This is a genomic window from Govania unica, assembly GCF_027920805.1.
GTDB classification, from domain to species: Bacteria; Pseudomonadota; Alphaproteobacteria; order Sphingomonadales; family Govanellaceae; genus Govanella; species Govanella unica.
Window position 1 is genome coordinate 758,216 of sequence record NZ_JANWOI010000001.1, and the last position, 26,389, is coordinate 784,604.

A 26,389-nucleotide genomic window follows, 5' to 3' on the forward strand; every position below is an offset into this window, starting at 1 on the left:
TGCATGCAGGTCACGGCTGGTCATGGCGGGGGCGGTCAATCCCGCGCCATGGCTTTCTGGCCTTCGCCCGGCAGCGGGACAGGGACTCCTTCGTCCACATATTGATTGAGCTTGTTCCTGAGCGTGCGGATGGAAATGCCAAGGATATTGGCGGCATGGGTGCGGTTGCCGAAACAATGGCTCAGGGTGTCGATGATCAGATGGCGTTCGACTTCGGCCACGGTGCGGCCGACCATGGTCTGTCCGGCGACAGTCTGCGCAGCCTGACTGCCATCCGTCGCGTCGGCGCTGGCGGGGCTCGTGAAGCTTGAGGCTGCATGGGGCTGACCGTCGGGCAACAGGATGGCTTCGGGGCCGATATCGTCGCCGGTGGCAAGCAGTACGGCGCGATGCATGGTGTTCTCCAGTTCGCGCACGTTGCCGGTCCAGCTGTGGCGCAGCAATTGATTGAGCGCGTCAAGCGACAGCGGGCGGCGCGGCACGCGATTGACCTCGGCATATTTGTCGATGAAATGGCCGGATAGCGTGCGAATGTCCTCGGGCCGGTCCCGGAGCGACGGAATGCGCAGATTGACCACATTGAGACGGAACAGCAGATCCTCGCGGAAAGTGCCTTTCCGGACTTCCTCGGCGAGATCGCGGTTCGAGGTGGCGACGATGCGCAGGTCGACCTTCACCGGCTTGCCGCCGCCGACGCGGTCGATTTCACGTTCCTGAATGGCGCGCAACAGTTTGGCCTGAAGCCGGACGTCCATTTCGCTGATTTCATCCAGCAGCAACGTGCCGCCGTTCGCTTCCTCGAACTTGCCGATGCGGCGGGCGACGGCGCCGGTGAAGGCGCCCTTCTCATGGCCGAACAGTTCGGATTCCAGCAGATTTTCCGGGATGGCAGCGCAGTTGACCGAAATGAAGGGGCCACCCGAGCGTCGGCTGCGGCGATGCACATAACGCGCCATCACTTCCTTGCCGGTGCCGCTTTCGCCGGTGATCATGATGCTCGCTTCGGACGGCGCGACCTGATCGGCAAGCCGCACCACATTGAGCATGATGGGATCGCGATAGATGAACTGATGGCTGTCGTCGGTCACGGCTTCAAGCACGGCGGCGATCAGTTCGGCATCCGGCGGCAGCGGCAGATATTCCTTGGCCCCGGCGCGAATGGCGGCCACGGCCAGACGGCTGTCGGAGCCGATGCCGCAGGCGATGACCGGCACCGCCATGCGTTCCGAGCGGATCTGATCGATGAAGCTTTTGACGTCAAGCCCCACATCGATCATCACCAGGTCGCCGCCCTGATCGCGCAACACATTGAGCGCGGTCTCGGCTTCGCCGGCATGGACGACGCGTGCGCCCTTATCCATGGCGATGCGGCTCGCTTGGCTCAACTGTCCGTTCAAGGTTCCAACGATGATCAGACGCATTGGATGTCTCCTTCGGTGACGCGGGCTGAGAAATTCTGTCTCAGCGAAAAATTGGCTCAGCTGTAGTACTGAATACGTTTTTGCGGTGGCAGAATGGTGTTGATCAGGGTCTCGATGCGGCGCGGATTGTCCTTGCGGCCAATGGCGGCGGCTCCGATCGTATAGACGGATTGCAACAGCGCCTCGTCGCGGGCAATGCGTTCGGCGCGGGCGGCAAGCGGCAGAAACAGCATATGGGCGAGCATGGCGCCATAAAACGTGGTCAAAAGCGCAACCGCCATGGCCGGACCGATGCTGCTCGGGTCGTCAAGGCTGCCAAGCATCTGCACCAGTCCCACAAGCGTGCCGATCAGTCCCATGGCCGGAGCCACATCGGCGGCACGGCGCAGGATATTGATGGCGGTCATCTGTGACGCGGACGCGGCATAGGTTTCGGTTTTCAAAATCTTTTCGATCTCGTCGGCCGTGGTGCCGTCTGCGGTCAGACGCATGGCGCGATGGAGAAACAGATCGTCCGACATCGCCTTGCTGATTTGTTCAAGCCCGAAGAGGCCGTCTTTGCGGGCGCGTTCCGACAGCTTGATCATGGTTGCCGCCGCCTTGCGCGGGTCGGCTGCCGAGTTGCGCAACATGCTCCAAAGGGTGCGCGGCGCCTGTCGCAGTTCCTCAAGGGAAAAGCTGATGACCGTCACCGCCAGGGTGCCGCCGAATACGATCAGGATCGCGGGGCCGTCAAGAAACGACAGCGGCGAGCCGCCCATGGTCATGGCGACAATCAGCAGAACAAACCCGGCAATGAGACCCAGAAGCGTCGTCATGTTACTGGCCGTCACCCTTGATGATTTCGGTCATGGTGATGCCAAGCCGTTCTTCGACCAGCACCACCTCGCCGCGTGCGACGAGCCGATTGTTGACGTAAATATCGATGGCCTCGCCGACCTTGCGATCGAGTTCGATCACCGCGCCGGGGGCCAGCTTCAAAAGCTGGCTGACCTGAAGATAGGACTTGCCGAGCACGGCCGAGACATTGACCGGCACGTCAAACACGGCTTCAAGCTCGCCCGCGGTATGGAGTTCGGCGTCGTCGTCGCTGTTGGCGACGCCCTGCATGCCGGACAGGTCCTGCAAATTGACATCGGTCGATGCGCCATATTCGTCGGTCGGGCTGCCGTTATTGCTGGCCATGGTCCTGCTCCGTCATCTGTTCATTGTCCGATGCTGCAATAGCACGCCGGCGGGCCTCCATATAGCGGGCCACGAGGCGATCAAGGTCATGCATCAGTTTTTCTTCGTTGCGTTCGGCACCGCCGTCAGCCCATTCGATCTTGCAGTCGCTGCCCTGTAGGCGGGCATCACCGAGAATGACGATCTTGCCAATATAACCCTGATCGCTTGCGATGCGCGATGACAGCTCCTTCAGCGGGTCGACCAGGGGATCGGCGACCCGGATGACAATGCGCGGCTCGTTATAGCAGAGCGCCACATAGTCATTGACCATATCGGCGATTTCGTCGAGCGGGGCGGTCCGGAACGCGCGCGGAGCAATCTTCCGGGCGAAGGCATGGGCGAGGGTCGTTGCGTCGATCTTCATCTGTTCGTTGCGGTTGTCTTCTTCGGAAAACAGGCCGCGCAGGGATTGTGCGATCAGCACCGAGGCATCGGCCACGACCTTTTCGATCGAGCCGAGCATGGCCTGCCGGCCTGCAGCCTCGCCTTCGGCCCAGGCGGCCTGACGCGCCACGTCAAGTTCTTCCGACGAGAAGGTCGGGATGATCTGCTTCTGCGGCTTCGGCGCGGCGAAATTGGCGCTGAAGGTGAATTTCCGCACGGCCTTGATGTTGTCCTCAGTAGACAAGTTCATCCTCGCCCTTATTGTCCGAGAGCACGATTTCGCCCGAGTCCGCAAGGTCCTTGGCGAGGTTCACGATTTCCATCTGGGCGTCGTCCACGTCGCGGAGACGCACGGGGCCCATGGCCTCCATATCTTCCTTGAGGATCTTGGCGGCGCGTTCGGACATGTTGGTGAAGAACAGATCCCGAAGCGCGTCCGACGAGCCCTTCATGGCGATAGAGAGCTTGTTCTTGTCGACATTCCGCAAGAGCGTCTGCACCCCGCCCGGATCGAGCTTGTTCAAATCCTCGAAGGTGAACATGAGAGCGCGGATGCGTTCGGCTGAATCACGGTTGCGGTCTTCAAGGGCCGACAGGAAGCGGGTTTCGGCATTGCGGTCGAGATAGTTGAAAATCTCGGCAATGACTTCATGGCTGTCGCGGCGCGTGGTGCGGGCGAGGTTGTTCATGAACTCGATGCGCAGCGTCTGTTCGACCTTGTCGAGAATGTCTTTTTGCACCGACTCCATGCGCAGCATGCGCATGATGACTTCCATGGCGAATTCGTCGGGCAGGTTCGCAAGCACGCGGGAGGCATGCTCGGCCTTGATCTTCGACAGCACGACGGCCACCGTCTGCGGATATTCGTTCTTGAGATAGTTGGCGAGAACGGTTTCGTTCACATTGCCAAGCTTGTCCCACATGGTGCGCCCCGCAGGGCCGCGGATTTCATCCATGATCTGGAAAACGCGGTCTTCGGGCAGAACCTTGGTCAGCAGCCGTTCGGTATTGTCAAAGGTGCCGGTGAGCGAGCCCACCGACGAAATCTGCGCGGCGAAATCGAGAAACAGTTCCTCGACCACCTTGGCGTCGACGCGGCCGAGCGACGACATGGCGTTCGAGAGTTCCTTGACCTCCTCCTCGTCGAGAAGGTTCCAGATCGGACGGCCATATTCATCGCCGAGCGCCAGCATGAGGGCGGCGGCTTTGTCGGGTCCGGAAATATCGCTGATATCGGGCATATATTTAGTCTCTAGCTACCATAAAGCCAATTGCGGACGACGGCGGCGGCCTCTTCGGGATGACGTTCGATGAGTTCGCCAACTTTCTTGACGGCGGAGCCTTGCACCCTGCTTTCGATCGAGGCGACCTCGATGGCGGTTTCAAGGCCGCCGGGCCGTTCGGCGATCTGACGCGCCGTCAAGGGGCGGCCATTTTCATCGACAGGGAACTGCGGAAGATTGCCTGCGGGCGGCAGGGCCACCATGTCACTGCCAAGAAGCGTGCCCATCTGCGGCCCGCCAAAGTCACCCCCGGGGCCAGTGAGCGCGGGCGTGCCCTGGCCTGAAATGCGGTTGATCAGCGGACGCAGCACCAGGAAAATCACCAGAATGCCGACCAGGCCAAGAACGAAGATTTCCGCCAGCCGGAACAGGTCATCCTTCTTGAAACCAAGAATATTAATGTCGATGGCCGAGGGTGCCGAGCCTTCGACATCGGCAAAGCGCATATTGATCACGTCCGCATGGTCGCCGCGTTTTTCGTCAAACCCCATGGAGGAGCGCACGAGCGCCGTCAGTTTGGCCAGTTCTTCCGGGGAACGCGGGGTGTAGTTGCTCTCGCCGTTCGGGCCGGTGACATAATTTCCATCCACAAGCACCGCCACTGACAGTTTCTTGACCGTTCCGGCTTCATGGACTTCGACCTTGGTGGTGCGGGAAATCTCGTAATTGACGGTTTCTTCCGACCGCGCTGCCATGGTGCTGTTGGTTTGCGCGTTTCCGGCCTGCTGGGTGTCTGCGTCCGGCAGGTTGGTGGCGACGGAGACCCCTGCGTCCTTGTTGTTTTGGGATTCGTTCGAATGGTCATTGACGGTCACGGTCGAGCGCGCCACCTGACTTTCCGGATCGTAAAGCTCGGAATTGGTGGTGACGCGGCTCATGTCCATTTCAACGGCCACTTCGGCTCGCACCTTGCCAAGGCCGACGGAGCGTTCGAGCAGCGTTTCAATCTGTTCGCGCAGGCGGCGTTCGTAATTGATGCGCTTTTCTTCCATGGTCGAGGCAAGCATGTCGGTTTCATCACCGGAAATGCCCTTGGCCAGCAGCACGCCGCGATGGTCGATGATCGACACCCGGGTCGGCTCAAGGTCAGGCACGGCGGAGGCGACCAGGTTTTGAATGGCGCGGATCTGCCCGGCGTTCAGGGAACTGCCACGGGTCTTGACGGCGATCGAGGCGCTCGGTTTGCGTTCTTCGCGGCTGAACAGCTCGCGTTGCGGCAGGACCAGATGGACGCGGGCCGAAATGATGCTGTTGATCGACCGGATGGTGCGCGCCAGCTCACCTTCAAGCGCGCGCACATGATTGATGTTCTGGACAAAGCTCGTGGTGCCGAGGGCGTCGCTTTTATCGAACAGCTCATAGCCGATGGAACCTGAACCGACGATGTTTTCCTGGGCGATGTTCATCCGGAGATCCAGCACCTTGTCGCTCGGGACAAGAATGGTCGAGCCATCCTCGGACGCCTGGTAAGGGATCGTCATGCCCTGAAGCTTGGCGATGATCTTGGCGCTGTCACCGGATTCGAGGTCGGAATAGAGCAGCGCCATCTTGGGCTCGGCGAGCCGCATGGTGATGAAGAAGAAAAAAGCAATCAGTGTGGCGCCGACGGCCGCCATGGCCGCAAGGCGGGTGGGCCCCAAACCGCGAAAGAACTGAAGCATGCCGTTCACGAGATCGCTACCTTATAAAACCCGAGCCAGAATGATGGCCGGCGGCGCGCTCACGCAAAGCGGTGAGCCGCAACCATCTGTTACGGCTCAAGGTAGCAGCAAGAAAGTTAGCAAGTGGTTAAATATAGGCAAAATTTGCCTAGCCGCAGATGGCGGTCTGACTAGCGCGCTTCGGCGCTGCGATACTGCTGAACCCGGGTGGTCCTGAGGCCGGGCAGGCCGTCACGGTCGATGGCGCGTTGCCACGACAGGAATTCTTCAACCGACAGGGTATAGCGCTGACAGGCTTCGTCGAGCGATAAAAGGCCGCCTCTTACCGCCGCGACAACTTCCGCCTTGCGCCGGATCACCCAGCGCCGGGTGTTGGCCGGGGGCAGGTCGCCGAGCGTCAGGGGTTCGCCGGTAGGGCCGATCACATGGGTCGGTCGCATTTTTCGTTCGATACTCATTTCGTAAATTAACTCCGCCTCTAAAGCGCAAGATGACCTTAAAGGACAGGCACTTAAGAAAGCTCTAAAGATTGCGGTTAATGGATATTAAAAATTGCCTGCAATTCTCCCTACCTTGCGTTATGCGGGTTGCCGAAAAACAATAGAAAACGGCGGCTTGCAGGAGAGTCCGCAAGCCGCCGTCAAAGGTTAACGCTAGTGTTAACGTTTGATGTTGTTCAATTCATCCAGCATCTGGTCAGCGGTGGTGATGACTTTGGTCGAGGCCGAGAAGCCGCGTTGCACCGTGATAAGCTCGCTGAACTCGCGGGCGAGGTCGACGGTGGAGGCTTCGAGGGTCGAAGGGGCTACGGCACCCGATCCACCATCTCCGGCCACCTGCAGCGTGAAGACGCCGGAGTCATCCGACATGCTGTAGGAATTGCCCTGACGCCGTGTCAGGCCGTCGGGGTTCTGGAACACTGCGATCGGCAACTGATAGACCTGGCGTTGCAGGCCGTTGTCAAAGAGCGCCGTCACCGTGCCGTCCTTTGAAATCGAGACGCCGTTCACGTTACCGAACCGGGCGCCGTTGATCGACGATGAAATCAGGGTCGAGTTGGTGTCGAACTGGGTAAAGCCATCGACATCGCCATTGCTGCCCCAGTTGAGGGCGATAGTGCTGTTGGCGGCTTTGGCCGCGCCCGATGCGGAGTTCCAGTCGACATTGAGTGCGCCGAGAAGTGCCGGCGAGCTGCCGACCTTGTTCAGCGAGCCATCGGAATTGAAAGCGAGCGTGCCGCTGGCGATCTGGCCGCCGGGAAGGGGGGTGACATTCTGGCCGTCGGTCGACCAGACTTCCACGTTCCATTCGTTGGTGGCGGCGGATTTCAGAAAGCCGAAGGTCAGGTTATGGGGCGTCCCCATGCTGTCGAACACCTGAATGTTGCGGACAAAGTCGGGCGCAACCCCGTTGCCAGCCATGTTCTTGGTCGGATCCGTCATGTCATAGATGCCGCCGGTGACGTCGCTGCTGACCGGCTGCGATGATTGCAGGTTGCCGCGCAGAGGGTCGATCTTGGTGGTGGCCTGGGCGGTACCGGTCAGGCCCGAGATGGTGATCGGCACGAGCTGTTCGGTGCTGCGCGTTGATGGCGGATTGCCTTCTTCATCCAGCGGGAAGCCGAGAAGATACTGACCGGCGGTGTTGCGCAGGAATCCGGCTGCGTCCGGGGTGAAGGATCCGGCGCGGGTGAAGGCGACGGCTTCGTTGTTTTTCGTGTCCTGGCGGACGACAAAGAACCCGGCGCCGTCGATGCTGAGATCGGTGGCCGAACTTGAGGATTGCAGCAGTCCCTGCTTGCTGATGAGGTTCTGCGGCAGAACCTGTACGCCGCCCGGTGAATATCGGTTGGCCGACCGGGTTTCGGTCACAAGCGTCGAAAAGCGCGCCCGCGTTTCCTTGTAGCCCACCGTGTTGATGTTGGTGATGTTGTCTGAAATCATGCCGAGGGCGCTCGAATAAGCGCCGAGGCCGGACACACCAGAATAAAGCGCTGCATAGAGGCTCATGGACGTTTCTCCATTTGTAGGGGCCCGGCATGGCGGGCGAAAAATGATATATCATCCGTGTTGGTGGCCCGGGATTGCGGGCCGTGTCTCTCGCTTCTGAGAGACGGAATAGGTCAGGTCGTTGCGTCCAGTTTTGCTTTTGAATAGATGGACTGGGCCTGTGTGGGCAGGATCAGCATGCCGCCGACCGACAGATAATATTGGCCGTTCACCTGTTCGACGCCCTCAACCTCGCCGCGCATGAAGATGTCATGGGCGACGGCGGTGCCGTTCTGGGTTTTTGGCGCGATTTCGAGCGTATACATGCCGTCGGGCAGCTGAGTGCCGTTCATGTCCTTGCCGTCCCAGGTGAACTGATGGGCTCCGGCCTTGGTTTCGCCGCTCCCTTTATAGACGGTGTTGCCGGTTGCATCCTTGACGGTGATGGCGTTGCTATCGGCGGTCAGGTCGAGCGCATAGCTCCAGCTGGCCTTGCCGTCGGCGAGCTTGCTTGATGTGGTCAGCACCTGAACGTCGCGGCCGATGAAATTGACGGCGGAGGACATCTCCTGCGAATTGACCTGGGAGATCAGCTTTTCCAGGTTCTGGTTGGTGGTGATTTGCTGTTCAACACCGCTGAAGGCTACAAGCTGCTGCGTGAATTCCTTTGAATCCATCGGCTGCATCGGATCCTGATGTTGCAACTGAGTCGTCAGCAGCTTCAAAAAGGTCTGCATGTCCCCGGCGAGCTTTTGTCCGGCGGAGGCGGCCTGACCGGTCGCGCCTCCATAATTATTGTCGATGGTGGTCATGGCTGGTCCTCGCTTTAAACGCGGATATCAAGGGCGCGATCGGAAATGGTCATCCGGATCGCTGCCGTTGTCGAAATATCACCGGCGTCGGTGGACAGGTTGGTCCTGGCGCGCCCGCGGCCGGATGAAGAAAAGTTGCGGTCATCATCATCACGGGTGTTTTGCTGATGACTGTTGAGAGAGAAGCTCAAGCTGCCGCTGTCGGTTTTAAGCCCTGCATCCTGCAGAGCCCGTTCAAGGGTGCCTTGTTCCTTTTGCAGCAATTGCAGGGTTTTTTCATTGTCGGCTGCCACGACGGCATTGATCCGGCCGTCACTGGCAATTTCCAGTTTGACGTCGATGCGGCCAAGTTCCGGCGGATCGAGACGGATCTTGAAATTGTCATTGCCGTCCTTGATGGCGCGGCTGATCTGCATGCCCACCTGACCGGCCACATAAGCGCCGAACGGTGCCCAGTTCGGGGTGCTTGTGGAGGATCTGAGCGCGCTTGCGCCGGTGCTGAGGTCGGCAAGCCCGCTGCCTCGTATGACAGCGAAGCCGTCCGTCGCCTCTATGGTGTCATCAAATTGCCCATCGCTGGCGGCAAAAGCTTTTTGCAGATTGAGCGCAAGTTCGGTGGCTGCATTGGCGGTCGGGCGTTTGCTGTCTGCGCTCGGTGCCGTGCTGTCGACGCGGGGTTTGGTGGTGACGTCGTGGGTATTTTCGGATTTGCTGGCCGCTTTGCTGTCTGATGCTGCGACCGTGGGTTTGCCTTTTGCTTCGCGCAGCAGCGACTTGCGATCGGTGCGATTGTCGATCTGATGTTCAGCGGCTGTGTTGGATTTGATCTGCGTCTGAGCGGCGATATTGCTGGCGGCGGTGGACGGTGCGGCTTCGGGTGCCGCGGCTGGCGTTTCCATCGTGGTTGCGACGACGGGAGCTGCGGCTTTCAGGGTTGCGGCGATCAGGGAGGCGGCCAATTGCTGCCCGGGGGTTGCGTGTGGGTGCACCGTATCCGGCGCCGCATCTGCTGGTGATGCGAGAACATCGGAGGCCGTCTCGTCTGGGAGGGTATTTTCCGCAATCTCCTGATGGGCCGGAGCCGCACGACTGGCTGCAATCGTAGTGGCAAGGTCGCTCGCGGTTGCACCGGTCACCTGTTCAGCGGCGGCAGGCAGGGCTGCGATCACCATCAGAAAAGGAATAAGGGTCTCGGCCAGCGCGGCGCTGTCGTCCTCCGGGATGTCGTCCGTCGGCTCGTCAGATAACGCGTTGTCGATCGGGAGCTTGTGCGGAAGTGCGATCTCTGCCGGTTTGGCGAGGGCATTCACAGGGCCAAGGTTTTGAAGGCTGTCTTTGAAGCTGACCATCTGCTCGGTCGTCACGCCGAGCATGGAGGCAAGCTTGGTCATGTCCACGGCACCATCCGTTGAGACCGCCCCCAAACGTTTGGCCAAAGTATCGAGCGCTGTTATCAGAGCCTTGCCGTCGGTCAGGTTGGGGGGCGTGATGGCCGATTGCGGCAGGATCATCGTGCCGAGCGGGGACGTGGCGACGGGGTCCTGCATAGTTCCGGGCGTGGTGCCCTCGAGCGCAGCGGCCGCGCTCCCTTGCGCGCTGGTGAGCGCGGCCAGGATTGAGGCGAATTTTTGCTGGACCTGTCCGCCGTTGCCTTTGAGAGCGGCATCGTCAGTTGTCTGCTCGCCTGATTTCACAAGACTGCCGAGCCCCGCCAATGCGGTGCCGCCGATGCTGGCGAACAATTGCGTCAGAAGTCCGATCGTCATAGCCGTCCTTAAAAGTCTGTTGGGGCCGGGACCTTGAGCTTCGGCTGGGTCCGGGCGGTGTGATGATCCGATTTCACGGTCGTCCGAACCCATAGAAGCAAGCATCGGGCCAGTTTTTGAAATGGCCTGAAACTAGCTGATTTCCGGGATTTCGGCCGCATGAGGGTCGTGAAGCCGCCCGGCAAAATCTTGCCCGGGGGCAAAAACTACCAGGCAACAGATGGTCTTTTGAGGGTGAAGGTGAAATTGGCACGGTCTTTGCGACAGTGGTTGCGAGACTGATATGGCGACGATCCGCAGAATGTCGCTCACAGGCCGGTAGAAGGACGGAAAATGCAGGGTTTCTCAAGACTTTCAGAGAACAGCAGGGCACGGGTGCCCGGAGCATCCGCATGCCTGTCCACAAAGACGGCTTGGGCAGTTTTTGCCTGTTGCCGGACTGTTGCGGGCCAAGGTTCGGACTGTGGCGGGCAAGAGTTGCCGCCCTACTCCGCTGATCGGGAGATTTGATCATGTCCCTTACTTCGGTCATGAATACGGCACTGTCCGGGCTTTATACCAGCCAGTCGGCCATGGGCGTGACAGCGGCCAATATTACCAATGTCAACACGCCGGGCTATGTGCGCGAGGTCGTGCGCCAGGAATCAATCATCAATGGGGCCTCCTCCACAGGGGTGAAGGTCGCGTCGATCGAGCGTGTGGTCGATAACTTCCTGAAAAACTCCATGCTGAGCACCACCGGGTCGGCCAGTCGCTATGCGGTGGAAACGGCATTTCATGATCGGGTGCAGATGCTGCTCGGGCGGCCGGACAGCAACACGTCGCTCGCCGGGCGGCTTGACAGTTTGCTCGCCAAGGTCGGCGCCACCACACAGGACACCAGCAAGCTCGTGCTGCGGCAGGACGCCATTGCCGGGATCGAGGATTTCGCCAATGAAATCTCGCGTCTCTCCAGTGAGGTCCAGAATCTGCGCACGGAAGCTAGCAACCAGATCTCCGAGAATGTGAACACCATCAATTCACTTCTGAAACAGATCGATGCCCTCAATCCCATGATCATCAAGGAAAAGGTCCTGGGGAACGCCACCGGCGGGCTTGAACAGCAGCGTGACGCGGCCTTGAACAAACTATCGTCTCTGATCGATATCCGGGTGCAACCGCAGGCCGATGGGTCGTCCTATGTGACGACCTCCACGGGTACGTTGTTGCTTGGCGGGGCGCGCTATGAACTGCGCTATACGGCTCCCGGCATGGTGACGTCGGAGACGAGCTTTTCGGCCATCACCATGCATGTGGTCGATCCGACCACGAAGCAGGCAAGCCCGGTTGGCTTTCCACTGGATGGGTCGCTTTCGGGCGGGGAGCTCATGGGGCTCCTCAATATGCGCGACAAGATTTTGCCGGACATGGCCAACGAACTTGGCCGTCTGGCCGGTACCGTGGCCAATGAACTGAACGCGGTTCATAACGCGAGCAGCGCCTATCCGCCGCCCGCAAGCCTGATCGGCAAACAGACCGGCATGCTCGGCACCGATCCCCATGGCTTCACCGGCCAAACGGAATTCGTTGTGACCGATGCGACGGGCACTGTTGTTAATAAGGTGGCCATCAATTTTTCAAGTTACGCGACCCTTGATGACGTGGTCGCGGCCGTCAACGCCGGGCTTGGTGGCAGCGGCACGCTGTCGCTTACCAATGGGGTAATGAGCTTGACGGCGAACGGGGCCGGCAATGGTGTCGCCATGGTCGATAATCCGGCCAATCCCTCAAAGCGTGGCGAGGTCGGGTTTTCGCATTTCTTTGGCATGAACGATATCGTGACCTCGAAGGTCGGCACCGATTACGCCACGGGCTTCACCGGCACCGATCCGAATGGCTTTACGGCGGGCAGCACGGTCAGTTTCGATGTCCTGGACGGCAGCAACAAGCTGCTGACGTCTTATACGCTCAATATCCCGGCCGGGAATTTCAATGACATCCTGACCGATCTCAATGACATCAATGGTCTTGGGAAAATGATGACCTTTTCGCTGGATGCGAGCGGGCAGATCAAGATGACGCCGAAAGTCGGATATGAGTCGGTGACGCTCAATGTCAAAACGGACAACAGTTTCCGGGGCGGCACCGGCGTCACCTTATCGAGCCTGTTCGGCATCGGCGCGCGTTACCTGGCCGATCAGGCGACGGGTCTTTCGGTTGTGAGCAAGATCGCCAAACAGCCGCAACGCATGGCGCTTGGTCAGCTCAGCTATGGAACCGCTGTCGGGCAAAGTGCGCTGTCGGTCAGCAACAATGAGGGCGCCAAGGCGTTCGATGCGCTCGCCACCAAAGTGATCAAGTTTCCGGCCACCGGCAGTCTTGCGGGCACCAGTGTGACCATCGGGCAATATAATGCGACCATTCTCAGCAGTATTTCCCTCGCGGCCGATCTGACGGCGAGCCGCAGGACCGATACCCAGGCGCTCGCCGACGATGTGGGCAAGCGTTACCAGGATTATTCCGGCGTCAATCTGGACGAGGAAATGTCGAACATGGTGATTTTTCAGAATTCCTATAATGCGGCGGCGCGCATCATCACCACAGTGCGTGAGATGTATGATGCGCTGCTCAATGTCGTGTGATGGATAAACAGAATTTGAAGGAGGGGACGGCATGACGCGTGTATCAAGCTTCGGCCATAACCAGAGCATGGTCAGCCAGCTTTTGACCAACCAGTCGCGCCTGTTTGACACTCAGGAGCAGATCAATACCGGCAAGAAATCGTCAACCTTCAGCGGCTATGCCCGCGAGGCGCAAACTCTGCTCGGGTCGAAGTCGTTGCTGTCGCGGAACAATGGCTATACCGCCAATCTGACGGACGTGCAGCAAAAGCTCGAGATGAACGATCTTTATCTCGAGTCGACCTATAAGGCGGCGGATAATCTGCGTCAGGCGATCACCAATGCGCTCGGCACCGGCTCGTCGGTGGCGTTTGTCGAGGAGCTGAAACAGGCGGCGAGCATTATCCTCAGCGGGCTGAATGCGCAGATGGATGGGCGCTATCTTTTCGCCGGATCGCGGACCGATACCAAGCCGGTGGCGGCCAATACCCTTGATGATCTGAAGGCCGCGCCAGATATTGCCAGCCTTCTCAAGAATGATTCCGTCAATTTGTCATCGCGGGTCGGGGACAATATGGACCTTGAATATGGCGTGCTGGCGAGTGATGTCGGGCAGGGCTTGCTTGAGACGATCAAGGCCATTGCCGATTTCGACGCCGGACCGCTCGGGCCGCTCAGTGGCAATCTGACGACGGCTCAGCGGACCTTCCTTGAAGGCCAGCTCGGGGCTCTCAATACATCCATCAGCACGGTGCAGACCGAGATCGCCGCGAACGGCTCGCGTCAGGGCCGGGTCGATATCCTGAAGGACAATCTTGGGGTGACCAAGGACTTCCTCACCAATTTCATTGCCGATATCGAGGAAGTGAACATGACCGAGGCTGTGTCCCGCTTCAATGCCGATCAGCTGGCGCTTGAGACGTCCTATAAAATCGTCGGCCAGTTGTCGAAGCTCAGTCTGGTCAATTATCTCTGATGGTATAAAGGACTGCGCCCCGGTCTTGCACATGGCGCCGAAAGCCCTATATTCGGCCCATGATGAGGACCGATACCCATGATGCCGCGGCTTTGGCGCGCGGTCAGACGAGCGAACTGAACTCCCTTGGCTTCCCCCTGGCGCCTGCGGATACGCGCGTGGTTGTCGCCATGTCGGGCGGGGTTGACAGTTCGGTCGTGGCGGCTCTGTTGAAAGAGCAGGGCTATGACGTGGTGGGGATCACCCTCCAGCTTTATGATCATGGCATGGCTATCCAGAAAAAGGGGGCCTGCTGCGCCGGTCAGGATATCTATGACGCCGCGCAGGTCGCCGAGCGCATCGGCATTCCTCACTATGTTCTTGATTATGAAAGCCGTTTCCGCGAATCCGTGATCGACGAATTCGCCGACAGCTATATCCGCGGCGAGACCCCCATTCCCTGCGTGCGCTGCAATCAGACGGTCAAGTTCCGCGATCTGCTGTCGACGGCCCGTGATCTCGGGGCGCTTTGCCTTGCCACCGGTCATTATGTGCAGCGGCTGATGGGGGCGGACGGGGCAGAGCTTCACGCTGGCGCCGATCCAGCCAAGGATCAAAGTTATTTTCTGTTTGGGACCAATGCCGAGCAGCTCGATTTCCTGCGCTTTCCGCTCGGTGGGCAGGACAAGGACCAGACCCGGGCTCTGGCCGCCCGCTATGACCTGCCGGTGGCTGACAAACCGGACAGTCAGGACATTTGTTTCGTGCCGTCGGGCAAATATGTGGATCTGATCGAACGCCTGCGCCCCGGTGCGGCCGAGCCGGGCGAGATCGTCCATATCGACGGCAGCGTGATTGGCAACCACAAGGGTATCATCCATTACACCATCGGTCAGCGGCGCGGCATCGGCGTTGGCGGCACCGGCGATCCGCTCTATGTGGTGCGCCTCGATCCCGATAAAAAACAGGTGGTTGTTGGCCCATATGAGGCTGTGAAGGTTAAGGAAATTATCCTTCGTGAGCTGAACTGGCTGGGTTCGGCCGCGATCCCGGATCATGGTATCGCCGTGGCCGTCCGCGTGCGCTCGACCCGTCCTCCGGTGGCGGCCATGCTGTTTCCCGGACCTGAAGGTGCAGGCAGCGCCCGCGTCCTCGTGGATAGCGCCGAAGCCGGGGTCTCGCCCGGTCAAGCCTGTGTTCTCTATGAAGGCAGCCGCGTTCTCGGCGGCGGCTGGATCGCCGCCACGCGGTCGCTTTATGATGTTGAGACATCGGCTGCGTGAAAAGCCTCTCGGGAGGCTTGACAGCCGCCCCTTGCTCGCCCTATATCCCTCCTCGCCTGTACGCATGCGTCGGCATGCTTCTTGATGAGGCGGAGTAGCTCAGTTGGTTAGAGCAGCGGAATCATAATCCGCGTGTCGGGGGTTCGAATCCCTCCTCCGCTACCATTCTCCCCCCAAGCTTAAGTGCATTCCAAGCCAGCTGTGCCCACTGGCGACTTTTCTTTTTAATCTTGATTTTGAATGCCTTATGCTGCTGTGGCGATCCTTAAAAGGGAGATACAGGTTTCATGAGTGATATTTGGGAAAGAATTGCCGCCAGCTTCAAATCCCAGGGTCTGATGACGACCCTTGGTGCAAAACTTCTGTCCGTCGCGGATGGAGAGGTGCAGATAGAACTGCCATTCTCGGAACAACTTTCCCAACAGCATGGTTATATGCATGCCGGTGCAATCACGAGTGTTGTTGACAACGCCTGTGGATATGCCGCCCTGACCAAGGCACCGCCGGGCACGGAGGTGGTCACAGCTGAGTTCAAGGTCAACTTCATGAGACCAGCTGTTGGCGACCGGTTCTTGGCGATTGGAAAGGTCATGTCGGCTGGCAAGCTCCTTACGGTCTGTACAGGAGAAGTCCGGGCCTACTCAGAAGGCGTTGAGAAGGTCGTCGCACTCATGCAGGCCACGATGGTCAATGTTCGTCCCTGACCAGCCAGGCGGCGAGCGTGTAACAATTGACTGCGGAGCGTGGCCGATATCAGAAGAAGAACAGGGTTTTCCTGTTTTTGAGAATGAACCTGGCGGTGAATCTCTTCACGATAGATGTTTTGAAGTATGCCATTGTGATAAAGGGCATGTCCGCCCCTGCCACCGTATTTCAAGAATACGATGATGTGATCGTTAGCCTATGGCGCTGATCAACCAAGCCTTTGGGCATCCATCATTCGCAAATTGTTAAATCGGCTGTTTTATTCTTTGGTTTCAACGAGAAAGACTGTCCTAAAGGATAAACTTCAGGTGGTTTTCTGGCCAGGCTGTTGGCTAAAGGGCCATTTTTCTTCTATACTGATCATCCGCGTTGCGCGATGTATCTGCGCCCCCATCCCTCAGAATGGAGAGTATAATGGCTGATACAGCGTCAAATTCGACTGACTCCCGGTATGCTTCCATGGAAGACGAAGTCACCAAGCTCAAGGCAGAGATGTCTGGTCTTACGGAATCTCTGAGCAAAATTGCCAAGGGTGCGACGGGCATCGCCAGTGAGAAGATGCATGATCAATTTGATCGCGTCACCAAGGACGCTAAAGCGGCGCTTGGGGCGACGCAGAAGAAAGTGAGCGAACATCCCATGGCCAGCATTGCCCTGGCCGTCGGGTTTGGCGTTCTGCTTGGGCAGTTGCTGCGCCGTTAACAGACCGGTTGGTGAAGGGGCACTACCTTGGGAAGTCAAATGCGATCCATTATGGCGCTTCTTCTGCATGAGATCATCGCAGCGGGGGCGTTGCAAAGCGTCGTCAAAAATTTATTCGACGGCGGCGCAGGGGTATCAGTTCGGGATCGTGCGTTTGATGCCGTGCGCACCACGCTCAGGGATAATCTGGGGCGAATAGTCGCGGTTATTGTTGCCATCTGCATGATGATGACGGCCGTAGGTTTTCTGATCGCCGCATTTTTTCTATGGGTGGTATCGCAGATCGGCGCTCCGCTTGGGGCGGCGGTAACAGGCGGCTTATTGCTGGTGCTCGGCGGGAGCTGTCTGCTTTACAGCACGCGCTCCAAACCAAAGTCCAAGGGGGCCGAGACCGCCGCCGCAAGCGAGGCGGCCTCGGCCAAAGCCGGGGCGGGATCGTCATTCATGGATGTCGTCGGGTCCATTCTGCGCGAATTTAAGGACGGTGCAGGAAAGTACTCTCTGTTTATTTATGTCATTTTGTTTCTCGTCGGGGTATGGCTTGGGTTCAAGGAAAAGGACGCCGAGCAGGATAGCCCACCGCAGGATTAAATGCGGAGACAGGACGAGAGGTTTATATGGTGTCGCCACGTCTGATGCGGCTGACCTTCCTGATAGCGGGAATGGTGATCGGTGGCGCATTCCTTGTGTGGGCGGGAGATATCCTGAGCCCATTTATTGTCGCCTTGATGCTCGCCTATCTTTGCGATCCTTTGACGACACGCTTTGAAAAATTCGGAATTCCGCGCGGCGTCGGCAGCATCCTGGTGGTGGCGCTTCTTGTGCTGTTGTTCCTCGGTGCCTTGTCGGTTCTTGGGCCGATCGTTTATGGGCAGTTGCAGAGCCTGATTAAAATTCTGCCGTCCCTGATCGATCGCGTCATGGATGGAATCCGCACGGAAATCATGCCTTATATCGCCTTGCCGTCGGCGGAGACGGGGCGGCCGGCCGGCAGTGGATCGCTGAATTTTGCCGCACCTCTTGCGTCTTCGGTCCTGAGTGGAGGCTTGATGGTTCTGCCGAAAATCGGCCTCGCCTTGCTGACGCCTGTTATCCTTTATTACCTGTTGCGTGATTGGCCGAAGCTTGTGACAACGATCTATGCCTCAGTCCCGGACGGCAGGCGGCAGAAGTCTCATGAAATCGTGGCCGAGGTCGATCATATCCTGTCCGGATTTCTGCGCGGACAGGCTTGGGTCTGCGTTACGGTGGCCATTGTTTACGCCTCTGGATTGATGCTTTCGGGGCTTGAATATGGTCTCGTTATCGGGATCTTTGCCGGGTTCATGAAATATCTGCCCTATATCGGCACCGCTATTGCGTTGGTACTCGCGGGGATGACCGGGGTCGCGCAGGAGGGGGCGACTCTGGCCCTGTTCGGCGGTGTCGCTGCGACTTTCATTGTGGCGGAAGGCATCGAATCAAGCATCCTCACTCCACGCCTTGTAGGAGAACGCGTTGACGTGCCGCCCGCCATGGTGATTTTCGCCGTGCTTATGGGCGGCAAACTCCTGGGCGTTTTGGGCGTGTTTCTCGGGGTTCCGATTTTCGCCATTCTGCGCCTGATCGTGCGCGAGGTGATGGCGCCGGATCCGGTCAAGCTGCAGGACTGAGCCCGTAAAGCCGTCTGCGAAGATCGGCTGCGGCGTCTTGCAGTTCACCGGCAGGCCTGCGGATATAGGCGGTGCTGTAATCATGGGCCGGGCCGGAGACTGAAAGCGCCGCTTCGATGCCACGTCGGCCTATGCGCATCGTGATCATTTTTGCCTCAGATGCTGCCGATCACGCGGTCGAGCGTTGAGAGTAAGAGATCGGCATGTTCGCGATTGAATAGCATGGGCGGGCGCATTTTCAGCACGTTTTCATGACGGCCGATTTTGCTGATGAGCACGCCGTTTTCACGCATCTGATTGACGATGCGCGAGGTCTCTCGGGGGGCGGGTTCCCGGGTCGTCCGGTCGCGCACGAGTTCGAGGCCGAAAAACAAACCGCGGCCGCGCACATCGCCGATGATGTCATAGTTGGCGGCGAGCTTATGGAGCCCCGCCTGAATATAATCGCCAACGGCACGGGCGTTTTCCATGAGGTTTTCATCGCGGATCACATCGAGTACGGCGAGCCCCACGGCGGCGGATACGGGGTTGCCGCCAAAGGTGTTGAAATACATGGACTCGGCAGCGAACTCATTCACGAGATTGCCACGCGCCACCACGCCCGCAAGCGGATGGCCGTTGCCCATGGGTTTGCCCATGGTGACAAGATCCGGCGTCACGCCATGGGCCTGATAGCCCCACATATGCGATCCCATGCGGCCGAACCCGGGCTGCACTTCATCGGCGATGAACAGGCCGCCTGCGGCGTGCACATGGTCGACAGCTGACTTGAGCCAGCCCTCGGGGACGTTGGGCAATCCTTCGGTCGAGAAAAGCGTGTCGACGAGAAGGGCGGCGAGTTTGATGCCCTGGGCCTCCATCTCGCGGATGACGGTTGCAACCTCTGCGGCAGTGGCGTCGCCGGTTTGTCCGTCGCGGTAAGGATCTGGCACGCGGATTGTGCGGATATACGGGCCTTTCACTTCGGATGTCGGAAAGGCGGTGGTGAGGGCGGCGAGGGTTGCTGAATTGCCGTGATAGCTGTGATCGCTGACAATGATGCCGGTGCCGCCGGTATGTTTGCTTGCGATCCTGAGCGCCAGTTCATTGGCCTCGGTGCCGCTGCAACAAAACAGCGCCATCTTGAGATCATCGTCAAAGGTCGCGGTCAGACGTTCAGCATAATTGACGATATTTTCATGGAGGTAGCGGGTGTGGATATTAAGCATCCGCGCCTGTGTGCAAAGGGCATCAACCACGCGGGGATGGCAATGGCCCACATGGGGCACATTGTTATAGACATCGAGATAGCGCCTGCCGTCCGCGTCGTAAAGCCAGACACCTTCACCGCGCAGCAGATGCAGCGGTCTATCATAAAACAGCGGGAAATGTTTGCCGAGCAGACGAGTGCGGCGGTCGAGCAAGGTTTCCTGGGTCATGATTTCGATAAGACCTCATCACGGGCGAGGCGCCGGGGCGCGAGCAGGAAATAAGCGATAAACAGGGCGAAAACAATCGCTGTGGCCGTGAGAATATGGCCATTGATCTGGAAGCAGGACCACAGCACCACGGCCGACAGCAGGATGCTGACGCTGGCGAGTGCCACGCCGCCAAAGGCGCGATAGGGGCGCTGCAATTCCGGGCTTGTGATGCGCAGGCGGATAAAGGCCGCAAGCACGATCACATAGGTTAGGTTCAGCAGCAACACCACCAGCACGAGGATTTGATCGGGTTGGGCGAAGGACACCGGATAGCCCGTGATGGCAATGGCGAGCAGTGCCACATAGGGCGTGCCGCGCTTGCCGGTGGTGGCGAGGATGGGCGGCAGGTGATGGTCGCGGGCGAGCGCGAACAATTGCCGCGAGGCCGAATAGATCAGACAGAACACGGTGGCGAGCAAAGCCATCAGCGCGCCGATGCCGATGAGCTTCGCGGCCCAGAATCCGGGGCCATAGGCGAGCGGACTGGTCATGGCCATGTAGAGCGGATCGGCGGCGGTTTTGATTTCCTCGCTGCCGCCCGCACCGGCTGCGGTCAGGAGCACGCCGAGGCCGGTGACCATCAAAGTCAGGATGGCGGCTACAAGTCCGCGCGGCATGGTGCGTGCCGGGTCGATGGCTTCTTCAGACGCAAGGGCCGCTTGCTCGACCCCGAGAAACAGCCAGACCGCGAAGGGAACGCAGGCGAGGATGCCCGAGATGCCATGGGGTAGAAAAGCGCCGGGCTTTCCGGTTGTGAGATTGAAGAGATGCGCCGCCTCCACATGTGGAGCCATGACGCCCATGAAGGCGAGCAAGATGATGACGGCCACCGCGCCGATGACAAAGGTCAGGCCCATGGCCTCACCGACGCCGCGAATATGGACGGCGATGACGGCTGTGATGAGGCCAAGCTTAAGCGGCCAGCCGCCGAGCCCGAGCACCGACTGGCTGTAGGCAACGACGAATTCAAGCGCGATCCCGGCCCCGATGGTCAGCGCGATCAACACTGACAATCCGGCCAGAAATCCGACAAACGGCCCAAAAGCGAGGCGGCCATAGGTGTAAAACCCGCCAGCACTCGGGATAGCGCTAGAAAGCTCGGCGAGGCTTTGGGTCAGGCCGAGATACATCACCGCCATCAGCAGCGTGGCGATAAACATGCCGCCCCAGCCGCCAAGGGCCAGGCCGTAATTCCAGCCGACGAATTGCCCGGCCACAACGATGGCGACGCCCAGGGCGGCCACTTGCGTCCAGCCCAGGCTTTGGGCTTTGAGATGTTGATCCGACATAGTCCCTGGTGCCTTTCGCCGTTTTGATGTTGTTGCTTGGCGGATATGGGCAGTATGTAGTAGACTTAAAACCAGACTATAATCGAGTTTTAAGTCTGTCAACAGCCGATCGGACCGCGGGAACCTGGGTTATGGCGCTCTTGAGCACACGGAAAAGTACCACCCAGGCACGTGGCCGGGCACGCCGGGATATTCTGCTGCAAGCAGCGCGGCAGCTTCTGGAGACAGTCGAGCTCGATGCCCTTAGTCTGGGCGACGTGGCGGCCCATGCGAATGTGCCGAAAGCGTCAGCCTATCATTTCTTCGCCAATATTCATGATCTTTACATTGACCTCGTGCGCGAGATCGGTGGGGAGCTGCGGGAGCAACTGGCGGACCCCATACCGGAGCCCATGGCGCGCTGGCAGGACGTGGTTGCCTTTTCCATCGCCCGTGGCGTGCGCTATTACGAAACCAACCCGGCGGCGCGTCAGCTGTTGATCGGGCCGAAGACGCCGCCTGACATCAAACGCTCCGACCGCGCCAATGATATCGAGCTTGGCAAGCTGTTCGCGAGCCAGGTCGAGCAGTTTTTTCAACTGCCGGATCTGGAGGAGCAGCCGGTTCTGTTCTTTCGCGCGGTGGAGATCGCGGATCTGATGTTCTGCCTGTCGATGATGGATTCGGGGCGGGTGACAGCTGCCATGGGTGAGGAGGCGACAAAGGCCGCCATTGCTTACTTGGAAATCTATATTCCGAAAATTCTGCCGCCCAGAATGGCTTAGGGGGCACAGCCGAGCCGCTTGGCTAAGCTCTGGTGGCTTTCGGCGAGTGGGCGGATGCCGCCGCCTGAGGGGGCGAAGGCCAATCCGGCCCGGCGCTCGATATCCCCGACCGTCACCAACCCTTTGCAATAGGGTAGGTTGCGCGGGCTGTCCTGATCGAAGATGAAGGCTGCGCGTTCGACGCCCTCGCTGGTCTGGATGGCGACGATCTTCCAAAAGCCGCTTGGCACCAGATGGGGTTCGTCGGCCCCGGGAAGCGGGGGCATCTCATGCTCATATAGTGGCCCGGTCAGGACGTAAACCTCTGCCGCCTCGCCGCTGGTGGCGAGTTGCCGTTCGGCGTTTTCGAGACGTGCCCAGGCTCCGGCGTTGAGCGTGCTGCGCTGGGGTGCGATGTTCGAGAGATAATTGAGCGACGCCCAGTCGCGGACTCCGGCAAGGCTTGCGAGTGGCGCGAAATGCCCGCGATCCATGCCAAGTGTTGCATGGGCCCCTTTATAGTCCTCGGGTTCGAGGGTCGCGGGTTCCACAAGCTTCGGATCCGCTGCCCAGTGTCGGGTGCGGTTGCTCGCCAGGGTCTCCTCAGACAGCCGGTAGGCGACCCAGCGGGCAAGCTTGCTGTGCGGGTCGGCGACCATGCTATAAGCCTCACGCACGATGGTGATGAGGTCGTCGCTGCGATTGAGGTCTGGCAGGCGCTCGCGCGGGCAGACCTCAAGGCAATGGGGCGAGCTGAAGTCGCCGGCGCGGCTGGCCGTTGCCGGGAAGCCGATTGAAGCGCCGCAGAGCAGGGCGGCTATTAAAAATAATCGTTTCATAAGCGCCAGACGGTTGACCAGTGTCCGGCGTGACGCAGACAGGCATTAAAATACAGCCTGAGGTTGATAAAGTTTTGAGGTAACGAAGACCTGTGACAAATTTTGTTTCTCGGCCGCTGCATTCTGGTGGGCTGGCGCGTCGACTGTCAGCGATAGTTATTTAATTGCACTTCGGGGATATGTAGAGCGATCCGACACGATCGATGGCCGCATCCCCGGAAGCCAGAAAGTCGGGGCCGGAATTTATTCTGATGCGATTGTCGTCATCGTTACATATTGATCGATTGGCCTTCGCCTGCGGTTTTCGGGCCGAATTTGCTGCAAATAGCGAGCAGGAGCTGAATCGGTGCTGGCTGTCAAGCATAACAAGCGGTTGACAGTCTCGTCCCCCTCACTACTATATTTTGTGTGCTTCGCGGTTCGCCAGAGGCTTTGCCGTTGATAAAAAAGCGGAAAATCCACTGGCTCGACGACTGCTGGAATCTATGTCTGTTCAGAAGGCTCAGACAGATCTTGCGGGGCGGGCATGTTAAGAATTTACTCGGACGGAATGTTCCGGGTGAGGCAGGGGCAAGCCCCAGATCGCCTTAGGCGGTGCGGGGTGAGGAGGGATCAAAACAGGGCCATGGGTCCTGGGTTGGCAGCATTCTCAGCTTTCATGGCTCCCCCATTCCGTTCGCCGGTTGTGCCAGTCAGGTTCGGAGGTAACAGTGAGCGCCAGTTTCGCAAGTGCGGTGCAGGTTGATGGACGCAGTCAGGTCGAGGTGGATTCCTCGCGCGATGCCCTGCTGACCGAATTCGGCAAGGCGACCCTGGCCGATCGCTATCTGATGCCCGGTGAGGATTTTCAGGACATGTTCGCGCGCGTGGCGAGCGCCTATGGCGACGACAGCGCCCATGCCCAGCGTATCTATGACTATATCAGCCGCCTGTGGTTCATGCCGGCGACGCCGGTGTTGTCGAACGGCGGCACCAAGCGCGGTTTGCCGATTTCCTGCTTTCTGAACGAAGCCACGGACAGCCTCGACAGCATCGTCGGCCTGTGGAACGAGAATGTCTGGCTTGCGGCCAATGGCGGTGGCATCGGCAGCTATTGGGGCAATCTGCGCGGCATCGGCGAAATCGTGAAGGGCTCGGGCAAGACCTCGGGCATCATTCCTTTCATTCGCGTCATGGACAGTCTGACGCTCGCGATCAGTCAGGGCTCATTGCGGCGGGGCAGTGCTGCCTGCTATTTGCCGGTCGATCATCCGGAGATCGAGGAGTTCATCGAAATCCGCCGTCCAACCGGTGGCGATCCGAACCGCAAGGCGCTCAACCTTCATCATGGGCTTCTGATCACCGACGCCTTCATGCGCGCGGTCGAGGAAGATGCCGATTGGGCCCTCGTGAGCCCGCGTGACGGATCGGTGCAGCGGGTCATCAAGGCGCGTGGTTTGTGGATTCGCATTCTGACCGCACGCATTGAAACTGGCGAACCCTATATGGTGTTCATCGATCATGTGAACCGCGCCATTCCTGAACATCACAAACTCGCTGGTCTGAACGTCAAGACGTCAAACCTGTGCAGTGAAATCACGCTGCCGACGGGGCTTGATCATCTTGGGGAAATGCGCACGGCGGTGTGCTGTTTGTCCTCCCTCAATCTTGAGACTTATCTTGAGTGGAAGGATCACCCGGACTTCATCTCGGACATCATGCGTTTTCTCGACAATGTGCTTGAGGATTTCATCCAGCGCGCTCCGGACGGTATGGAACGTGCACGCTATGCCGCCATGCGCGAGCGGTCGGTGGGGCTCGGAGTCATGGGCTTCCATTCGTTCCTGCAAGGCCAGATGATTCCGTTCGAATCGGTGATGGCCAAGGTGTGGAACAAGAAAATGTTCACGCTCATCCAGGACGGCGTGAATGCGGCTTCGGTACAGCTCGCGGAAGAACGCGGCGCTTGTCCGGACGCTGCCGATTACGGCATCAAGGAGCGCTTTTCGAACAAGACGGCGATTGCGCCGACGGCGTCGATCTCGATCATCTGCGGCGGCACGAGCCCGGGGATCGAACCCATCGCCGCCAATTCCTTCACTCATAAGACGCTGTCGGGATCGCACAACGTGCGCAACCGTCATCTGAGCAGGATTCTGGACGAAAAGAATCAGAATACCGATGATATCTGGTCGTCGATTGTCATCAATGGCGGCTCGGTTCAGCATCTCGATTTCCTCGACGATCTTGAAAAGGATGTGTTCAAAACGGCGTTCGAACTCGATCAGCGCTGGGTCATTGAACATGCGGCCGATCGCACGCCCTATGTGGATCAGGCGCAGTCGATCAATGTGTTCCTGCCGGCGGACGTGCATAAGCGGGATCTGCATCAGATCCATTTCCAGGCCTGGAAAAAGGGTGTGAAATCGCTCTATTATTGCCGTTCACTGTCGATCCAGCGGGCCGAAAAAGCCGAGTCGCAGGTCGCCCTCAATCCGACCGTGCGGCTTGAGGGGCTTGCGGACATGCTGCCGCTTGTGGCGCAGGTAGAGGTCAATAATTATGAAGAATGTCTGGCCTGCCAGTAAGGCCGGGCACGGGCAGTTCTAAAACTTCAGAGGACTATCAGCATGTCGCTTCTTGACGGGCGTCTTTTTTACAAGCCGTTCCAGTATCCTTGGGCCTATGACGCCTGGCTTACCCAGCAGCGCATTCACTGGCTGCCGGAAGAAGTGCCGCTGGCCGATGACGTGCGTGACTGGCACCGCAAGCTGACGCCGGGCGAACGCAATCTGTTGACCCAGATTTTCCGCTTTTTCACCCAGGCGGATGTCGAGGTGAACAATTGCTACATGAAGCATTATTCGCGGGTTTTCAAACCGACTGAAGTGCAGATGATGCTGGCGGCTTTTTCGAATATGGAAACCATCCATATCTCGGCCTACAGCCATTTGCTCGATACCATCGGCATGCCGGAAGCCGAATATGAAGCCTTCCTCAAATATACCGAGATGAAGGACAAATATGACTTCATGCAGCAATGGGGCGTTGATACCAAGGCCGATATTGCAAAGACGCTCGCGGTGTTCGGGGCCTTCACCGAGGGCCTGCAACTGTTCGCAAGCTTTGCCATTCTGATGAACTTCCCGCGCTTCAATAAGATGAAGGGCATGGGGCAGATTATCACCTGGTCGGTGCGCGATGAAACATTGCACACGAATTCAATGGTGCATCTGTTCCGGACATTTGTGTCTGAAAATCCGGAAATCTGGACCGACGCGTTCGAACGCGATCTTTATGAGGCCTGCGAAACTGTCGTGGTCCATGAAGACGCCTTCATCGATCTCGCTTTCGAACTCGGCGGGGTCGAGGGGCTCTCGCCCGAGGACGTTAAAGCCTATATTCGCTATATCGCCGACCGCCGCCTGACGCAGCTCGGTTTGCAGCCGCGCTATGGCGCGACCCGCAATCCGCTGGGTTGGATGGACGAGATGCTGAACGGAGTTGAGCACACGAATTTCTTTGAAAATCGTGCAACGGAATATTCGAAAGCCTCGACCAAGGGCAGCTGGGAAGACATTTTCGAATAAGACGATCACAGATATTTTTACGATACGTCATGAAGGGTCCAGCATTTATA

At 58.8% G+C, this 26,389-nt stretch carries 24 protein-coding genes and 1 tRNA gene; 11 read left to right on the plus strand and 14 right to left on the minus strand.

Features of this window, described 5'->3' with window-relative positions; all coding sequences use genetic code 11:
* Positions 1-35: 35 nt before the first annotated feature.
* The 10 genes from flbD to NYP16_RS03465 form a co-directional block, all read right to left on the minus strand.
* Complete coding sequence (gene flbD / locus NYP16_RS03420) at positions 36-1,421, minus strand: sigma-54-dependent transcriptional regulator FlbD (RefSeq protein ID WP_274942710.1); 1,386 nt, start codon at positions 1,419-1,421, stop codon at positions 36-38.
* A gap of 56 nt (positions 1,422-1,477) precedes the next feature.
* Positions 1,478-2,239, minus strand: a complete 762-nt coding sequence (locus NYP16_RS03425; protein WP_274942711.1) for a motility protein A — start codon at positions 2,237-2,239, stop codon at positions 1,478-1,480.
* A 1-nt stretch (position 2,240) separates the two neighbouring features.
* Positions 2,241-2,531, minus strand: a complete 291-nt coding sequence (fliN, locus tag NYP16_RS03430; RefSeq protein WP_346742465.1) for a flagellar motor switch protein FliN — start codon at positions 2,529-2,531, stop codon at positions 2,241-2,243.
* A gap of 61 nt (positions 2,532-2,592) precedes the next feature.
* Positions 2,593-3,276: a FliH/SctL family protein gene (locus NYP16_RS03435; protein ID WP_274942713.1), complete on the minus strand. Its 684-nt coding sequence runs from the start codon at positions 3,274-3,276 to the stop codon at positions 2,593-2,595.
* Positions 3,266-4,273, minus strand: coding sequence for a flagellar motor switch protein FliG (gene fliG, locus NYP16_RS03440; protein ID WP_274942714.1), 1,008 nt, complete (start codon positions 4,271-4,273; stop codon positions 3,266-3,268). Before fliG ends, NYP16_RS03435 begins: the two co-directional genes overlap by 11 nt.
* Before the next feature lie 11 nt (positions 4,274-4,284).
* Positions 4,285-5,976: a flagellar basal-body MS-ring/collar protein FliF gene (gene fliF, locus NYP16_RS03445; RefSeq protein ID WP_274942991.1), complete on the minus strand. Its 1,692-nt coding sequence runs from the start codon at positions 5,974-5,976 to the stop codon at positions 4,285-4,287.
* 170 nt (positions 5,977-6,146) lie between these two features.
* Positions 6,147-6,434 (minus strand): CtrA inhibitor SciP, encoded by a 288-nt coding sequence (gene sciP / locus NYP16_RS03450; RefSeq protein WP_274942715.1) that lies wholly within the window; start codon positions 6,432-6,434, stop codon positions 6,147-6,149.
* Between the two features lie 201 nt (positions 6,435-6,635).
* Positions 6,636-7,985, minus strand: coding sequence for a flagellar hook protein FlgE (locus tag NYP16_RS03455; RefSeq protein WP_274942716.1), 1,350 nt, complete (start codon positions 7,983-7,985; stop codon positions 6,636-6,638).
* Positions 7,986-8,098: 113 nt separating this feature from the next.
* On the minus strand, positions 8,099-8,776 hold the full coding sequence (locus tag NYP16_RS03460) for a flagellar hook assembly protein FlgD (RefSeq protein ID WP_274942717.1): 678 nt from the start codon (positions 8,774-8,776) through the stop codon (positions 8,099-8,101).
* Between the two features lie 14 nt (positions 8,777-8,790).
* The gene (locus NYP16_RS03465; RefSeq protein ID WP_274942718.1) at positions 8,791-10,542 is read right to left on the minus strand and encodes a flagellar hook-length control protein FliK; all 1,752 of its coding nucleotides are present in this window, start codon (positions 10,540-10,542) and stop codon (positions 8,791-8,793) included.
* A 512-nt stretch (positions 10,543-11,054) separates the two neighbouring features.
* On the opposite strand from NYP16_RS03465, the gene flgK reads away from it, so the two are divergent.
* The 8 genes from flgK (at position 11,055) to NYP16_RS03505 (ending at position 18,439) form a co-directional block, all read left to right on the plus strand.
* Positions 11,055-13,163, plus strand: a complete 2,109-nt coding sequence (flgK, locus tag NYP16_RS03470) for a flagellar hook-associated protein FlgK (RefSeq protein ID WP_274942719.1) — start codon at positions 11,055-11,057, stop codon at positions 13,161-13,163.
* 31 nt (positions 13,164-13,194) lie between these two features.
* Positions 13,195-14,118 (plus strand): flagellin, encoded by a 924-nt coding sequence (locus tag NYP16_RS03475; RefSeq protein ID WP_274942720.1) that lies wholly within the window; start codon positions 13,195-13,197, stop codon positions 14,116-14,118.
* Between the two features lie 59 nt (positions 14,119-14,177).
* Entirely contained in the window at positions 14,178-15,380 is a 1,203-nt protein-coding gene (mnmA, locus tag NYP16_RS03480) for a tRNA 2-thiouridine(34) synthase MnmA (protein WP_274942721.1), read from the plus strand.
* Between the two features lie 88 nt (positions 15,381-15,468).
* Positions 15,469-15,545: transfer RNA gene (locus NYP16_RS03485), tRNA-Met, on the plus strand.
* A gap of 122 nt (positions 15,546-15,667) precedes the next feature.
* Complete coding sequence (locus NYP16_RS03490; protein ID WP_274942722.1) at positions 15,668-16,084, plus strand: PaaI family thioesterase; 417 nt, start codon at positions 15,668-15,670, stop codon at positions 16,082-16,084.
* A 415-nt stretch (positions 16,085-16,499) separates the two neighbouring features.
* The gene (locus NYP16_RS03495; RefSeq protein ID WP_274942723.1) at positions 16,500-16,787 is read left to right on the plus strand and encodes a DUF883 family protein; all 288 of its coding nucleotides are present in this window, start codon (positions 16,500-16,502) and stop codon (positions 16,785-16,787) included.
* A gap of 51 nt (positions 16,788-16,838) precedes the next feature.
* A complete protein-coding gene (locus NYP16_RS03500; protein WP_274942724.1) occupies positions 16,839-17,378 on the plus strand; it encodes a hypothetical protein in 540 nt (179 codons plus the stop codon).
* Between the two features lie 26 nt (positions 17,379-17,404).
* Positions 17,405-18,439 (plus strand): AI-2E family transporter, encoded by a 1,035-nt coding sequence (locus tag NYP16_RS03505; RefSeq protein ID WP_274942725.1) that lies wholly within the window; start codon positions 17,405-17,407, stop codon positions 18,437-18,439.
* Here NYP16_RS03505 and NYP16_RS03510 read toward each other — a convergent pair.
* From NYP16_RS03510 to NYP16_RS03520, 3 genes are read right to left on the minus strand one after another with little or no spacing between them, the layout of a single operon-like run.
* Positions 18,423-18,587: a hypothetical protein gene (locus tag NYP16_RS03510; protein WP_274942726.1), complete on the minus strand. Its 165-nt coding sequence runs from the start codon at positions 18,585-18,587 to the stop codon at positions 18,423-18,425. The genes NYP16_RS03505 and NYP16_RS03510 overlap by 17 nt on opposite strands.
* A 7-nt stretch (positions 18,588-18,594) precedes the next feature.
* Positions 18,595-19,857, minus strand: a complete 1,263-nt coding sequence (locus NYP16_RS03515; protein WP_274942727.1) for an aspartate aminotransferase family protein — start codon at positions 19,855-19,857, stop codon at positions 18,595-18,597.
* Positions 19,854-21,188 (minus strand): amino acid permease, encoded by a 1,335-nt coding sequence (locus NYP16_RS03520; protein WP_274942728.1) that lies wholly within the window; start codon positions 21,186-21,188, stop codon positions 19,854-19,856. The genes NYP16_RS03515 and NYP16_RS03520 overlap by 4 nt, the downstream gene beginning before the upstream one ends.
* A 131-nt stretch (positions 21,189-21,319) precedes the next feature.
* On the opposite strand from NYP16_RS03520, the gene NYP16_RS03525 reads away from it, so the two are divergent.
* Positions 21,320-21,952: a TetR/AcrR family transcriptional regulator gene (locus NYP16_RS03525; protein ID WP_274942729.1), complete on the plus strand. Its 633-nt coding sequence runs from the start codon at positions 21,320-21,322 to the stop codon at positions 21,950-21,952.
* Here NYP16_RS03525 and NYP16_RS03530 read toward each other — a convergent pair.
* The gene (locus tag NYP16_RS03530) at positions 21,949-22,770 is read right to left on the minus strand and encodes a DNA/RNA non-specific endonuclease (protein ID WP_274942730.1); all 822 of its coding nucleotides are present in this window, start codon (positions 22,768-22,770) and stop codon (positions 21,949-21,951) included. The two genes, NYP16_RS03525 and NYP16_RS03530, sit on opposite strands and share 4 nt — an antisense overlap.
* Before the next feature lie 710 nt (positions 22,771-23,480).
* On the opposite strand from NYP16_RS03530, the gene NYP16_RS03535 reads away from it, so the two are divergent.
* A complete protein-coding gene (locus tag NYP16_RS03535; RefSeq protein WP_274942731.1) occupies positions 23,481-25,337 on the plus strand; it encodes a ribonucleoside-diphosphate reductase subunit alpha in 1,857 nt (618 codons plus the stop codon).
* 42 nt (positions 25,338-25,379) lie between these two features.
* Positions 25,380-26,339, plus strand: a complete 960-nt coding sequence (locus NYP16_RS03540) for a ribonucleotide-diphosphate reductase subunit beta (RefSeq protein WP_274942732.1) — start codon at positions 25,380-25,382, stop codon at positions 26,337-26,339.
* Positions 26,340-26,389: the final 50 nt, after the last annotated feature.

What these genes read in the sequence shown, in the direction of transcription:
- flbD (WP_274942710.1), bottom strand. Translation starts at nt 1,421, where the DNA reads ATGCGTCTGATCATCGTTGGAACCTTGAACGGACAGTTGAGCCAAGCG.
- NYP16_RS03425 (WP_274942711.1), bottom strand. Translation starts at nt 2,239, where the DNA reads ATGACGACGCTTCTGGGTCTCATTGCCGGGTTTGTTCTGCTGATTGTC.
- mnmA (WP_274942721.1), top strand. Translation starts at nt 14,178, where the DNA reads ATGATGAGGACCGATACCCATGATGCCGCGGCTTTGGCGCGCGGTCAG.
- NYP16_RS03500 (WP_274942724.1), top strand. Translation starts at nt 16,839, where the DNA reads ATGGCGCTTCTTCTGCATGAGATCATCGCAGCGGGGGCGTTGCAAAGC.
- NYP16_RS03460 (WP_274942717.1), bottom strand. Translation starts at nt 8,776, where the DNA reads ATGACCACCATCGACAATAATTATGGAGGCGCGACCGGTCAGGCCGCC.
- sciP (WP_274942715.1), bottom strand. Translation starts at nt 6,434, where the DNA reads ATGAGTATCGAACGAAAAATGCGACCGACCCATGTGATCGGCCCTACC.
- NYP16_RS03490 (WP_274942722.1), top strand. Translation starts at nt 15,668, where the DNA reads ATGAGTGATATTTGGGAAAGAATTGCCGCCAGCTTCAAATCCCAGGGT.
- NYP16_RS03520 (WP_274942728.1), bottom strand. Translation starts at nt 21,188, where the DNA reads ATGTCGGATCAACATCTCAAAGCCCAAAGCCTGGGCTGGACGCAAGTG.
- NYP16_RS03530 (WP_274942730.1), bottom strand. Translation starts at nt 22,770, where the DNA reads ATGAAACGATTATTTTTAATAGCCGCCCTGCTCTGCGGCGCTTCAATC.
- NYP16_RS03515 (WP_274942727.1), bottom strand. Translation starts at nt 19,857, where the DNA reads ATGACCCAGGAAACCTTGCTCGACCGCCGCACTCGTCTGCTCGGCAAA.
- fliN (WP_346742465.1), bottom strand. Translation starts at nt 2,531, where the DNA reads ATGCAGGGCGTCGCCAACAGCGACGACGACGCCGAACTCCATACCGCG.
- NYP16_RS03505 (WP_274942725.1), top strand. Translation starts at nt 17,405, where the DNA reads ATGGTGTCGCCACGTCTGATGCGGCTGACCTTCCTGATAGCGGGAATG.
- NYP16_RS03465 (WP_274942718.1), bottom strand. Translation starts at nt 10,542, where the DNA reads ATGACGATCGGACTTCTGACGCAATTGTTCGCCAGCATCGGCGGCACC.
- NYP16_RS03540 (WP_274942732.1), top strand. Translation starts at nt 25,380, where the DNA reads ATGTCGCTTCTTGACGGGCGTCTTTTTTACAAGCCGTTCCAGTATCCT.
- NYP16_RS03510 (WP_274942726.1), bottom strand. Translation starts at nt 18,587, where the DNA reads ATGATCACGATGCGCATAGGCCGACGTGGCATCGAAGCGGCGCTTTCA.
- NYP16_RS03495 (WP_274942723.1), top strand. Translation starts at nt 16,500, where the DNA reads ATGGCTGATACAGCGTCAAATTCGACTGACTCCCGGTATGCTTCCATG.
- NYP16_RS03475 (WP_274942720.1), top strand. Translation starts at nt 13,195, where the DNA reads ATGACGCGTGTATCAAGCTTCGGCCATAACCAGAGCATGGTCAGCCAG.
- NYP16_RS03455 (WP_274942716.1), bottom strand. Translation starts at nt 7,985, where the DNA reads ATGAGCCTCTATGCAGCGCTTTATTCTGGTGTGTCCGGCCTCGGCGCT.
- NYP16_RS03525 (WP_274942729.1), top strand. Translation starts at nt 21,320, where the DNA reads ATGGCGCTCTTGAGCACACGGAAAAGTACCACCCAGGCACGTGGCCGG.
- flgK (WP_274942719.1), top strand. Translation starts at nt 11,055, where the DNA reads ATGTCCCTTACTTCGGTCATGAATACGGCACTGTCCGGGCTTTATACC.
- fliF (WP_274942991.1), bottom strand. Translation starts at nt 5,976, where the DNA reads ATGCTTCAGTTCTTTCGCGGTTTGGGGCCCACCCGCCTTGCGGCCATG.
- fliG (WP_274942714.1), bottom strand. Translation starts at nt 4,273, where the DNA reads ATGCCCGATATCAGCGATATTTCCGGACCCGACAAAGCCGCCGCCCTC.